Origin of the sequence: Butyrivibrio sp. Su6 (genome assembly GCF_900108105.1) — a bacterium.
Classification (GTDB): Bacteria; Bacillota; Clostridia; order Lachnospirales; family Lachnospiraceae; genus Butyrivibrio.
This window is the reverse complement of sequence record NZ_FNUR01000004.1, coordinates 209,512-222,044: the sequence shown is the minus strand read 5'-3', so window position 1 is coordinate 222,044 and position 12,533 is coordinate 209,512. Positions and strand designations below refer to the sequence as shown.

10 protein-coding genes are annotated in these 12,533 nt (G+C 41.4%); 4 read left to right on the top strand and 6 right to left on the bottom strand.

Annotated features, from left to right (window positions below):
* The first annotated feature begins 70 nt into the window (after positions 1 to 70).
* The 4 genes from C4S54_RS06880 (at position 71) to C4S54_RS06865 (ending at position 4,651) form a co-directional block, all read left to right on the top strand.
* The gene (locus C4S54_RS06880; protein ID WP_103868861.1) at positions 71 to 970 is read left to right on the top strand and encodes a ribokinase; all 900 of its coding nucleotides are present in this window, start codon (positions 71 to 73) and stop codon (positions 968 to 970) included.
* Between the two features lie 264 nt (positions 971 to 1,234).
* Complete coding sequence (locus tag C4S54_RS06875; RefSeq protein ID WP_103868860.1) at positions 1,235 to 2,572, top strand: glycoside hydrolase family 53 protein; 1,338 nt, start codon at positions 1,235 to 1,237, stop codon at positions 2,570 to 2,572.
* A gap of 49 nt (positions 2,573 to 2,621) precedes the next feature.
* Positions 2,622 to 3,794 carry an iron-containing alcohol dehydrogenase gene (locus tag C4S54_RS06870; RefSeq protein WP_103868859.1) on the top strand — a complete coding sequence of 391 codons (1,173 nt, stop codon included), beginning with the start codon at positions 2,622 to 2,624 and terminating at the stop codon, positions 3,792 to 3,794.
* Between the two features lie 98 nt (positions 3,795 to 3,892).
* On the top strand, positions 3,893 to 4,651 hold the full coding sequence (locus tag C4S54_RS06865) for a hypothetical protein (protein ID WP_103868858.1): 759 nt from the start codon (positions 3,893 to 3,895) through the stop codon (positions 4,649 to 4,651).
* A 1,593-nt stretch (positions 4,652 to 6,244) separates the two neighbouring features.
* Here C4S54_RS06865 and C4S54_RS06860 read toward each other — a convergent pair.
* From C4S54_RS06860 to C4S54_RS06835, 6 genes are read right to left on the bottom strand one after another with little or no spacing between them, the layout of a single operon-like run.
* Positions 6,245 to 7,348, bottom strand: a complete 1,104-nt coding sequence (locus C4S54_RS06860; RefSeq protein ID WP_103868857.1) for an ROK family transcriptional regulator — start codon at positions 7,346 to 7,348, stop codon at positions 6,245 to 6,247.
* Positions 7,348 to 8,691, bottom strand: coding sequence for a fucose isomerase (locus C4S54_RS06855; RefSeq protein ID WP_103868856.1), 1,344 nt, complete (start codon positions 8,689 to 8,691; stop codon positions 7,348 to 7,350). The genes C4S54_RS06860 and C4S54_RS06855 overlap by 1 nt, the downstream gene beginning before the upstream one ends.
* 23 nt (positions 8,692 to 8,714) lie before the next feature.
* Positions 8,715 to 9,443, bottom strand: a complete 729-nt coding sequence (locus tag C4S54_RS06850; RefSeq protein ID WP_103868855.1) for a sulfite exporter TauE/SafE family protein — start codon at positions 9,441 to 9,443, stop codon at positions 8,715 to 8,717.
* A 2-nt stretch (positions 9,444 to 9,445) separates the two neighbouring features.
* The gene (locus C4S54_RS06845; RefSeq protein ID WP_103868854.1) at positions 9,446 to 10,303 is read right to left on the bottom strand and encodes an NAD(P)-dependent oxidoreductase; all 858 of its coding nucleotides are present in this window, start codon (positions 10,301 to 10,303) and stop codon (positions 9,446 to 9,448) included.
* Between the two features lie 30 nt (positions 10,304 to 10,333).
* Complete coding sequence (locus C4S54_RS06840; RefSeq protein WP_103868853.1) at positions 10,334 to 11,020, bottom strand: transaldolase family protein; 687 nt, start codon at positions 11,018 to 11,020, stop codon at positions 10,334 to 10,336.
* Entirely contained in the window at positions 11,020 to 12,522 is a 1,503-nt protein-coding gene (locus tag C4S54_RS06835; RefSeq protein ID WP_103868852.1) for an MFS transporter, read from the bottom strand. Before C4S54_RS06835 ends, C4S54_RS06840 begins: the two co-directional genes overlap by 1 nt.
* Between the last annotated feature and the right edge of the window lie 11 nt (positions 12,523 to 12,533).

Below are 12,533 nucleotides of genomic sequence, written 5' to 3'. Positions count from 1 at the left end.
AAAACATTAAAACGTAAGTTTATGATTATATTTAATAGTTTTAGCAGAGGATTATGACATGGAGGGAACCATGATAAAAAAAATATTAAACTATGGCTCATTAAACATTGATAGAGTTTACCAGGTAGAGCATTTTGTCACACCGGGTGAGACCATTTCTTCAACTAAGATGGATATTTTCCCGGGTGGAAAAGGTCTGAATCAGTCAATTGCGCTTGCCAGGGCAGGAGCTGATGTTTACCATGCAGGAACTATAGGAGAGGATGGCCTTTTTTTAAAAGAAGCATTGGAAAAAAGCGGAGTAGATTGCAGATACATTGAAGTCTCGGATTCTCCAACAGGGCACGCAAATATTCAGGTAGATAAAAAAGGTGAAAACGCGATCATCCTATTCAAAGGAAGCAATTTTGAAAATTCAAAAGATCAGATGTATAAAGTGATTGATGATTTTTCTGAGGGAGATGTTCTCGTACTTCAAAATGAAATAAACGACATTGATTACCTTATGACTCTAGCAAAACAAAAGGGCATGAAAATAATGCTCAATCCTTCACCTATGAATGATGAGTTGCGAAATCTTGACCTGTCATCAGTGACATGGCTGATTCTCAACGAGGTAGAAGGAAATGCGCTGACGGGAGAACAGGATAAGGACAAAATTCTGAAGGAATTATCTCAAAAATATCCTGACACAGCAATAATCCTTACGCTAGGGAGTAATGGAGCTTTTTATCAGGATAAAAACGTCACTTATTTTCAGCCTTGCTTTGAGTGCAAGGTTGTTGATACCACGGCTGCAGGCGATACCTTTACTGGTTATTTCCTCGCAGGTATAGCAGCTGGTTTAAGTCAAAATGACGCAATGGAACAGGCTGCTATGGCTGCTTCAATTGCAGTATCAAGAGTAGGGGCATCTTCATCAATTCCGGATTATGAGGAAGTAGTAGGTCAAATAAATAATCATAACTAAAACTGCCAAACTGTATATTCATTCGTATAATTAATCATCAAACAATTGAGGAGGATAGAAGATGAATACATTGTTTAAAATCCTAATGATGATTAAATTAAGAAATAGAAGATACATTACTTGTTCTTTTCACAGGTGATCAAAAATAAGAGGAGACATTTCTCCTCTTATTTTTTTGTATTGCCATTTTGATGAGAAAATCACCCTAAAAATGTATATAATTAATACTGTTGATTGAAAATGACTACATTTTAGGGGGAAAAAATGAAAAAAGGAAAGATGGGAAAAGTATTGAGCTGCGTTATTAGCGTGGCGTTGTTGATGGTGGGTTGTTCTAATGCCGGTGAGCCAACCGGTAAACAGAGCAGCACATTAGAAGAATCGGCACAAATTCTAAGTAGTGAAGAAGAGAATTCTTCTATCGATACTTCTGAAAACACTGAGTCTGAAACAGACTGGAAAACGGCAATCAAAGATCTTCCAGAAGATTTTATATTAGGAATGGATGCATCTTCTGTTCTTGTAGAGGAAAACAGTGGTGTGAAATACTACGGATTTGACGGTCAGGAGCAGGATGTATTCAAGACTTTGTCGGAAGCGGGGATAAATTATATTCGTTTGCGCGTGTGGAATGATCCATATGATTCAGACGGTAATGGCTACGGGGGAGGTAACAATGATGTTCCTACAGCCATTGAACTTGGAAAAAGAGCTACCAAATACGGAATGAAGGTTTGCATTGATTTCCACTATTCAGATTTCTGGGCAGATCCCAAAAGGCAGCATGCTCCTAAAGCGTGGGAGGGCATGGAACTTGAGGAAAAAAGCGAGGCACTCTATGACTTTACTAAAGAATCCTTAAGTCAGATGCTTGATGCTGGTGTCGATGTAGGAATGGTTCAAGTTGGAAATGAGATAAATTATGGAATGTCCGGAGAAACCAAACTGGAAAATGTCATTACTCTTCTTAAATCCGGAAGTAAGGCGGTCAGGGAAGTTTCTAAAGAATATGATAATGACATGAGCATAGTCGTCCACTACACGAGAATAACAGATAAAGCAGATGTCCTTGATCTTGTGTCCAAGCTTGTTGATAATGACCTTGATTTTGACATGATTGGAATGTCTTATTATCCATTCTGGGATGGAAGCATGGAAAATATGAGCCGTGTTCTGGAATTGATACAGGAGAGATATGGAAAGAAGGCTTTTTTGGCTGAAACATCATATGCTTATACAAATGAAGATGGAGATGGATCTGGAAATAGTTTTAGTTCAAATGATGCAGTAGAGGGCTATGAAGTATCTGTTGATGGACAAGCATCTATTTTGTACGATATCTGTAAGCATGTAAATGAAGCTGGAGCCGAAGGAATATTCTACTGGGAAGGCACTTGGATTCCGGTAGGTCCTGCTTCTTCAGACAATTCGTCAATCTGGGAAAAATATGGTAGTGGCTGGGCCAGCAGTTTTGCTTCAGACTATGATCCTGAAGATGCCGGAAAATACTATGGCGGCTGTTCATGGGATAATCAGGCCATGTTTGATTTTGAAGGAAATCCGCTTGAATCACTGAAAGTGTTTAAGTATATGAGAGAATAATCAAGGCGAGAAAGAATGTCAGCAGATGTATCACGAATAGGAGAAATATATGGAAAATTTCAAGTTTTACGCACCAACCGAGGTGATTTTTGGAAAAGATGTAGAAAACCAGACCGGTGAAACTGCATGTAAATATGGAAAGAAAGCACTTCTTGTATATGGCAAGGGAAGCGTTATAAAGAGCGGACTTCTTGGCAAAGTAGAAAAGTCTTTGGCCGATGCCGGCGTTGAATATAAAGAATTTGGAGGCGCTAAGCCCAATCCTACATTGGCACATGCAGAAGATGGCATAAAAGAGGCATTATCTTTTGGCGCTGACATGATAATCGGCGTAGGCGGCGGAAGTGCCATAGATACGGCAAAGGCAATTGCACATGGAACTGCCAATAGCGATCAGGATCTGTGGTCATTATGGACAAGGAAGGTTCCACTTACCAAATCTCTTCCGGTGGGCGCTGTCCTTACAATTGCAGCTGCAGGCAGCGAAATGAGCGATTCTGCAGTTTTGACCAATGAAGAGCTGGGGAAGAAAGCGGGCATCAACACTGATTTCAACAGATGCAGGTTTGCAATCGTAAATCCTGCCCTTGGAATGACTCTCCCCAAACACCAGCTCTCAGCCGGCGTAACAGATATAATGATGCACACAATGGAGAGATACTTTATTCCGGATGTTCAGTGTGATATGACAGACGAGATCGCTGAGGGACTTCTACGCACAGTTATTAAGAATGGCAAAAAAATAGTGGAAGATCCGTCTGACTATAATGCTATGTGTGAAGTTTTCTGGGCATCAAGCCTTTCTCATAACAATCTTACGGAATGCGGAAGAGGAAAGGATTTTTCTGTTCATAAGCTGGGACATGCTCTTTCTGCCCGCTATGATGTGACACACGGTGATTCCCTTTCAGCAGTCTGGGGTTCCTGGGCAAAAGAACTGTATAAGGGTGCGGTGCCTCGTTTTGCAAGATTTGCCGAAAAGGTTTGGGGAATCTGTGAAAGTGACGAGGAAAAGACAGCTCTTTTAGGCATAGAAAAAACAGTAGATTTCTTTAAGAGCATTGGAATGCCTGTAAGTTTGAAGGACCTTGGAATAGATCCTTCCGATGCAGATCTGGAGGCTTTATCCCTTGACGCAACCATGCAGGGGACAGTTAAGCTTTCAAGAATAAGGCCACTTGATGCAAACGATGTTAAAAAGATCTACGAAGCCGCAAAGTGATAGAAAATAGTGCCCGATTATCAAATCTTTCGTATAAAGTATTGTGATTCATCCAGTACATAATAGTGTTAAGTCTATAATAGCTGAGGGGGAAAATTATGGATAATAACGTAAAAATGGTTCCTGCTATTTGCACACAATGTGGCGGAACAGTTGAGGTTGATAAGACGAAAGAGGAAGCAAAGTGCCCTTTTTGCGGGACTTCTTTTGTGATTGAAAAGGCCATAAACAATTACAATGTGAAATATGCAACTATCGAGCACGCTGATAATGTAAATATCGATGTTACCGGAGCTGTTAAGGAAGTTCTTGATTTTGCAGGCACTCAGATGAGTGAGTCCAGAAAGGTAAGATCAGAACAGAGAAAGATAGATTCTGAGCTACACAGCAAGAATACCATTGCATTTTTTAAGCTCTATGGCTTTATGTTCGCCGGAATGCTTGTTTTTGGACTTATTGCATTTATTATAATGCAGTTTACCGGTAATACCGGAGATGATGAGCAGGTTGAAGAAGCCGGAACATCTGTTATCGAGTGCCAGGTTAAAGAGGGAGCTCTTTTTACTGATATAGACATAAGCGATGATCTCGAATGGAAATACCAGGATTTTGACAGCTATGGGGTGTCTCTTTCTTCTGAAGACAGCTATGTAAATAGTTATCATAGCTGCATAGTACCAAATAACACTTTTGATGAAGGTGAGGGATATGCTATTACGGCTGGCTTTGACAGAATGACTATGGCCACCGATCCTTCATACTACTGCGTAGTGAAGGTATATATAGATAATTATCAGATTATAAATGCCGATGATCCGGTTATTGTCGAAAGTTTATCTGAATACAGTTACGAGTAATGTATTTTTTGAGAGCATTTAAGCAAGGGATTTTTTTCTTGCCTAAATGCTCTTTCTTTGTATATGCGTAAGTGAGTTAGAAGACACCGGGGGCGGTTCTAATGACTTATTAAAAGCAAGTCATTAGAACCGTCCCTGTTATTCTATGTAAAAGCTTAAGAAATTGGTAAATGCTTGGCTCCGTACGCCACCATTGACTGAACCTGAGGAAAACGCCTTGGTCTGCGAGCCGACGGTGAGGATGATGGGAACAGTAGATAGATTCATGCACCGTCGGAACCAGCATTGTAGCGTTTTCCTCAGAACCCGTCAATGGCAAGCACCTTCGGTGTGGCTTGGTATAAGGGCCTCTGGTTCCAATTCCGAGAACAGTAGGGGTGGCTACTTTCAAGAAAACGCTGGCGCGCCAGTTTTCGTATGCAGCATACTGCATACGAAAGTGGGGCTAAAGGAAGTTTGTATGTGTCTACTCTATAGGTAAGTTTAAAGAGCCGAAAGCATTGTCTTTGGGCATATAGCTCGTTTTCAATACCTCGGCCACCCGTAATAAAATCGGTTTTGGGCATATAGCCTGATTTCAGGCTTGCAGCCACCCCTCACCAAGGCTTTTATCGCAGGCGACTGGGCATATACGGTAATTATCCGTCCACAGCCACCCTTCTAACGGGTGGCCAAAGGCTTGAAATCGGCCTATATGCCCATTTGAACTTTAATGAGGGTGGCTGGCATCGCAAAAAAGTGCTATAAGGACAAATTATAAGAAATAAGAGGTGGCTGGAAGCTCTCCAAAGCGCTATATGCCCAAACCAATATTCTTCACGACTTATGGAATGAATTGAATATGGAGGAATTGAAAACGAATGGAAACAAATGGCAATTTTGATGAGGACGGCCTTTTTGTGGGAAAGATTGAATGGCGATTTATACTTGGCAAATGAGAGATTTAATGAATCATAGGATAAAAGCGGGAGAATTGTAGTATTTATCCTATCTCATCACAGTGAAATGGGTATATAGCTATATTTTTAAGTTAACACATCCATCGGTATATTTTTCAGGAAGTGAAAATGGGCATATACGAGAAAAAATGGATTACCACATCCATTGGATCAGTGAACTGAAACATATAATCATCTTTATAATGGTGTGGTAACTTAAAAAAAGCTGTATATGCCCAAAACCACAAGTCAAAATCCTTGTCGACTGGTGTTGTAAGTTCAAAAATCAGGCTATATTTCCAAAATGGAATCTTCGCTCTCTTCATTGGGAGCCGCGGGCATATAGTCACACATATCCTTGAATGCAGCCACCCTTACTGTTCTAGGAATTGGATCCTGAGGCACCTTAACCAAGCCACACCGAAGGTGCTTGCCATTGACGGGTTCTGAGGAAAACGCTAAAATGCTGAATTCGACGGTGCATGAATCTAACTACTGTTCCCATCATCCTCACCGTCGGCTCACAGACCAATGCGTTTTCCTCAGGCTCAGTCAATGGTGGCGTACGCAGCCGCAATCTAAACTTATCAAAGTAAGGTAACAGTTCAAGTGCCTTATGTTTAATAAGTCATTAGAAGCGTCACCCTATCTTCCCTTAATTTATCACGCCATTAAAAAACACAGCCACTGGGCCGATGTAGTTTTCTTTTCCGGAAAGTGAGGTGTATAGGATCCTGTTTTCGTTGTAGGACGGATCATACTCACTGCAATAGGAAATGAGCTTTTGGCGCAGTTTACTATCTGCAAATAGTGGCCCCGACAGGATTATCCTGTTTGGGGCTATTATTGAGCAGGTATTTACTATACTTCTTGCAAAAAGATCTATGGAATAGTCTCGTTTTTCTTTGCTTTCGATTTTTGAAAAAGCTTCGGCGGATAGAAGAGTTTCAAGGCATCCTCTTTTTCCACAGCTGCATTTTTTGCCGTTTTTTTCTACGATTACATGGCCAAGCTCGGCTGTTTTTCCGTGACGGCCTTCATAAACCTTGTTATCGATCACTATCGTGCTGCCAATTCCAGGCCCCCACTTGATCACCAAAAGAGAATCAAAGGTTTTACCGTAGCCGTAGATTATTTCTGCTGTTGCAAGGGCATCAACGTTGTTCTCTACAAGAATCGGGAGATTAAAGGCTTTTTCAAAAACAGATTTTAGCTCAACCTCATGCTCCCAGATTCCATAGGCATGGACAGAGGAACCTCTCTTTTTATCTACTATTCCTGGAATACCGATACTAACGCATTTTATTAAAGCTCTCTTTCCGGCGGAGAGCTTCTCTACAAGGCTGCCCGCTTTTTTAATGACATCTTCAAGGAATTTTTCGGGGGCAGCTTTTTTATCTGTGTCAAAAGAGCTGATAAGAGCGCCATTATCCAGAATATTTCCCTTTACATCACAAATGGCAACTGTTGTGAGCTCAGACTCAATATTTATAGCCAGTACATAGCCATAGTTCTGGTTAAGATCCAAAAGAACCTTTTTCCTGCCGGCTGTTCCCTGGCTTTCGCTTATAGAGCCGAGTTCAATTAGAGCGCCCTCGGATATAAGGCCTGTTGTGATCTGAGTCACAGAAGCAGCAGTAAGGCCGGTTATCCTGGCAATATCTTTCCTTGATATGGGGCCATTGTTATTTATGCATTTAAGTATCAGGGAGCGGTTTTCTATTTTTACCCGCTCCATATTTATTCCGACTTTTCTCATTAGTACCTTTCAATGCTTATGTTCAGCATATGTGCCAGTATTTCAAGTTCTGTTGCAACATCTCCATATATTACTACGTAATGAGGCTCCCATCCACCTTCAACTGTAGAATATATTATTTTTTCTGCCAAGGAGTCCGTTTTTACTACAAGAGAAGTCCCTAAAAACTGTTTTGGTTTATCAAGAGCTTCTCCTGTTGCTAAAAAGAATCTGAAAGCCCCTTCCGGAGTTCTTCCAATCCTGAAGATTGTTACTTTCTCCGATGGCTTGCAGCCAAATTCAAGGGTAGGACCGATGTGTCTGTTGCAGTGTTCACCTACAACAGCGCCTGTATCTTCTCTGGCCAGACTGCAGGCTGCGGTGCCGCAGTGCCAAAAAGAGATTGTATTTTCTTTTTCATCTAAGGAGACAGGATCGCCAAAAAAAGTAGCATTTTGCGTAAGCTGCATTCCAAGGTACATGGAAAGAGCGCCATAGGTGTCTGCTTCGCAGCTGCTTGCAACACCCAGGTCATTTAACATAGCAAGTACAGCGCATACAGGAGTTCCAAAGCTTGTGAAGAAATCAGGCCAGCAGCGGGATGCCAATGCTCCAATCTTATTATCAGTCACATATTCTTTGTAAGCCTTGTAGAGTCTTGCAAAGTCTTTGGCATTTTTTTCAGGAGTCTTATCAAGGCCAACCATGCGCTTTTTAGCATCTTCCAGAAATGGAAGGCATTCCTCATCGGAATAGCTTTTTGCCTTGTCAATCAGTTCTCTTGCCTCTATAGATTCAAGATGAACGCCAAAGGTTTCAAGAAGTTCAAGGTCTAAGGCTCTTCCGAAGCCAAATCCCTGAGGCGTGTGGCCGATTGCAGCGATCTTGAGATTTCTCATATCAAATAAAAGCTTGGCAGCTCTTACGGTTGCGTTTATCTTTTCTTCCACCTTTTTTTCAAATGGGGCACCAAAGATGTACTCAAATGGCTCTTTTTTGAAGGCTTTGATGGCTCCTGCAGCGGAGTAGGCCCCTGTCAACGAGTTCAGGCGAAGCCTTCCTCCGTCAATCACGGGCTCTCTTAGTGTCCACAAAAGAAGAGGGACACTGCTAAAATGATGCATGACTTCTGAGGCGTAGGCAGCATTAGCAAAGGTTATATTCTGAAGAACAATAAGGTCCGGATCTATTTCTTCAAGAAATGCCTTCAATTTGTCTATAGAAAGAAGCATCTCGGAAGGAACTTTTACATTGTCGCAAAAACCTCTTAAAAGATCAGCGGATTCTTCAAAAAGCTTCCCCGCGCTTTCAAGGTGAAAAGTAGGAACTCCTACCGGAATATATGCTACTTGAAATTCTTTCATAATGGTTATTTCTCCTTAGAAAATTACTTAAAAAACAGTGATATACCTGAGATGAGTAGTAAAACATAGGTCAGCTTTACGAAAAAGCTCTGGGACATTTTTTTATAAAGAACTGATCCTGCAAACATTCCTCCCAGCAAAAATGGAACAGATACAAAGCTGGACCTGACAACATCAGGGGTAAAAGAGCCACTATAAATATGACTTAAAAAAATGATTCCGTTCAGGAAAATCCAGGTGGTTGATATAGTTGCTCTAAAAGAGCTCTTTTCAGGGACCTTTTTTGTCATATATGCGATGAGAAGTGGACCTCCGCAAACATACATGCCATGCACGATTCCGGCAGCTAATAAAAGCAGATTGAGAACAGGTTCGCTAAGGCTTTTTTCTGGAGCTTTTCTGAAAATCTTTACAAGCCCCGAGAGAGCAATAGTGACAACTATTAGGCCTAAAATCCAGTAAAGAAGGCGTGTATTTGATAACAATAGTTTTTTTATAAAAAGACCTGCTATCACAGTTACACCCATCACCAGCACAACCTTTTTCAGAACTTTTTTGTTGATATATTCCCTGTTACCTATAAAGACATAGATACCGGAAAGAAGCCCCAAAAGGTTCAGGACCGGCACAGCAGTCCCCATGCCCACAAGGCGAAGGGATGCAGGCATTGCAAGGATGGTACCTGCAAAGCCTGTGATTCCCTGAATTATATTGGATAGTAGTATTACAAGGTAAAAAAGAAATTCATTCATTTTTATTCGCCGCGAACCACCTTAATTGTTGCAGAAAAGTCCTCTTTACCAAGTCCCATTTCAAGAGCCTTGTCATAAACTCTTGCTGCATTTTCTTCGCCGGGCATACTAAATTCGCATTCTTTTGCAAGATTAAGGCAGATATGCACGTCTTTATGTTCATTTTCAATGGAAAAAGCAGTTGTAAAATCTTCTTTTTCCAGGACTTCTTTTTTGGAATCCAGATACCAGTTGCCGGCGCCGCCATAGGAGATTGCTTCTGCGTAGGCAGGGATGTCGATGCCGTTTTTCTTTGCCAGAGTCATGGTCTCATTTACACCATTTTGAATCTGGGATACAAGGGCATTGTGACAGATCTTCATTACAAGCCCTTTGCCGTTGTCGCCCATTCTTATTACGTTTTCGCCCATATATAGGAGGATAGGGCGGATGCTTTCGTAGACTTCCTGACTTCCGCCTACGTATATGCCAAGCTTTCCTGCGATGGCTGCGGGCTTACTTTTTACAACCGGAGCATCGGCAAATTCAGCGCCCGTCGCCTTTACCATTTTTGAAATTTCCACAGATACGGAAGGATCGATGGTTGACATGTCTATGCATGTCTGTCCCTTTTTCAGAACAGGGAGAATTTCGTCATAAACGGCTTTTGAATGCTCTGATTTTGGAACCATAGTGATAAAAACGCTGACATTTTCAGCAACTTCTTTGGAACTGCTGCATGGAACTGCGCCAAGAGCAGCAAGTTTATCAACTTTTTCTTTTACATAATCAAATACATATACCTTGTCATCATGCTTTTTAATAATATTCTCGCACATGGATTCACCCATTATGCCAAGACCAACAAATCCAATTTTCATTTTGCATCTCCTTGAAAAAGAAATTTCACATTAGTTTCCTGCAGTTTTATCCCAGGCATCCTGGAAGGTTTCTATTCCCTGACGAGTGAATGCATGGTGCATGGAATCTTTATATACAGCAAGACCTGCTGTAACTATGTCAGCACCTGCTACAGCGCAGTCAACGAACTGCTTTGGAGTGCGGACAGCAGCACAGATGATCTGCGTCTTACCATAGAAGCCATAGTTTTTGAAAATATCGACGATATCTTTGATGTACTGTTTGCAGTCTTCACCGTTTTGCTCCTTCCAGCCTATGAAAGGAGATACGAATAAGGAGCCGTTCTTAGCCGGAAGAATTGCCTGGGAAGGAGAGAAGATAAGTGTCACATTAGTTCTTACACCTTCCTTTTCAAGCCTTCTTGCGGCAGTTACACCTTCTTCGGTAGCAGGAATCTTGATTACAAAATTTTTGCAGATTGCAGCGATCTTTTTTGCCTCTGAAACCATTTCATCTGCATTATCAATGTGCGGATTGATCTCAACGGAAACCGGGAATTTTTCATAACCCTCAAGGCCTTCTTCCTTTATCCAGTTTGCGATATCTGTGATTGCTGTAAGGAAGGGCTTTCCGGAAGCTTGAATGTGTCTTGGATTGGTAGTTACGCCATCTATGCCAAAAGTGTTATAAGCCTCCCTGATTTCATCCATTTTTGCACTGTCTAAAAAGTATTTCATTATAAACTTCCTCCTAATTTTTCATCAGTACGTGTACTGATCGCATTCTCAACATTCCAAAGCTTGTCAAACTTATATCCTGTAACTTTTTCGCAAACTGCTATTTCTTCAGCTGAAGCTATGCTATTATCTTCACCTTTTCTTCTTTCTATTTCCTTGCAGATGATCTCATATTCTTTTTTGGTAACAGGGAATATGATCGCCAGTAAAAGAGTGATAAGAAGCAGAAGAAGCTGAGCAAAAACATAGATATATGCTATGCCGCGCTGAGTTGAAGCAGCCTGACGCATTCCTGCACTTGCAAGGTTCTCATCATAACCAACCATGGCAAGTAAAACTCCGATGACTGCTGATGAAAGACCGGCAGCGATCTTTCTTGTAAAGGTGGCCATTCCCGAGCATATACCCGGCCTGTTTATAGATGTAATAAGCTCATCGACTTCAACAAGATCGTTTAAAAGAGCATAAATACTGATCGAAGTTCCGGCCATAGCGATACCTATAACAAAGGAAAGAGCAAGGATTACGGTGAAAGGGGCCCCTTCATAAGAGAAGAAGAGCATAGCAAAAGACGCCAGCATTCTCACAGGTGTACCAAACAGAATTGGAGCTTTCTTGGATGTCTTGGACATTACAGGTCCAAATAGGATCATGCCAAGAAACTGGGAAATAAGGATAACTCCCATGAGCTTTGTGAAATTGCCACCACCGTAAGCGTTAAGAACATCATCGATGTAATAAACAGCAAGACCTGTAACAAAATCAGCTGCGGCCTGTCCAAAAATGAAAATAAGAACAAAGAGTTTGAAGGATCTGCTTCTAAATACAGTAAAGGACTGAGAAAATGTGGCAGCAAAGCTGACTTTTCGGATTTTCTTTTGTCTCTCCCATGTGCCTGCAAAGGTTACCAGAATGGCAACAAGGAATATCACAGCAAATATCAGCGCAACTGTGAGGTACTCAGAAGCATCAGTATTGTCTTTTATCATAAGAGTTGGTACAAGTCCGGCGATAATAGCACCGAGAGAAGAGAATATCATTCTTGTTCCGGAATACTTGGATCTTAGTGTGTAATCCGAGATCATATCCGGTAAAAGACCGTTATAAGGAACCATAACGATCGTAAATCCGGTAGAGAACAGCATGTACATAAGTACATAGAAAATATACTGGCCTGCAATGCTTCCGCCAGCTAAAAAAGGAACCCACATCACTATGAAAGTGATGGCAGAAATAATACTTCCTACAAGGATCCAGAATCTCTTTGCTCCAAATTTGGACTGAGTTCTGTCGGCAATATTGCCCATCATGGGATCAGTGACAGCATCCCATATCTTACCTATCAAAGGAATAGTGCCAACCAGCGCTGGTGGCATTCCCAAAGCCTTAGTAAGAAATACTGTGAAAAAGGTGCTGATAACAACAAAAGCACCTCCGCCATAAATATCAGCAAAACCGTAGCAGATTCTTGAAAGTAGTTTTTCGCTTTTATCTTTTCCCATATTTACCCCCG

Bases quoted from the DNA above. Each gene is read 5' to 3' on its own strand.
- C4S54_RS06880 (WP_103868861.1), top strand. From the start codon at position 71: ATGATAAAAAAAATATTAAACTATGGCTCATTAAACATTGATAGAGTT.
- C4S54_RS06870 (WP_103868859.1), top strand. From the start codon at position 2,622: ATGGAAAATTTCAAGTTTTACGCACCAACCGAGGTGATTTTTGGAAAA.
- C4S54_RS06860 (WP_103868857.1), bottom strand. From the start codon at position 7,348: ATGAGAAAAGTCGGAATAAATATGGAGCGGGTAAAAATAGAAAACCGC.
- C4S54_RS06845 (WP_103868854.1), bottom strand. From the start codon at position 10,303: ATGAAAATTGGATTTGTTGGTCTTGGCATAATGGGTGAATCCATGTGC.
- C4S54_RS06840 (WP_103868853.1), bottom strand. From the start codon at position 11,020: ATGAAATACTTTTTAGACAGTGCAAAAATGGATGAAATCAGGGAGGCT.
- C4S54_RS06855 (WP_103868856.1), bottom strand. From the start codon at position 8,691: ATGAAAGAATTTCAAGTAGCATATATTCCGGTAGGAGTTCCTACTTTT.
- C4S54_RS06865 (WP_103868858.1), top strand. From the start codon at position 3,893: ATGGATAATAACGTAAAAATGGTTCCTGCTATTTGCACACAATGTGGC.
- C4S54_RS06875 (WP_103868860.1), top strand. From the start codon at position 1,235: ATGAAAAAAGGAAAGATGGGAAAAGTATTGAGCTGCGTTATTAGCGTG.
- C4S54_RS06835 (WP_103868852.1), bottom strand. From the start codon at position 12,522: ATGGGAAAAGATAAAAGCGAAAAACTACTTTCAAGAATCTGCTACGGT.
- C4S54_RS06850 (WP_103868855.1), bottom strand. From the start codon at position 9,443: ATGAATGAATTTCTTTTTTACCTTGTAATACTACTATCCAATATAATT.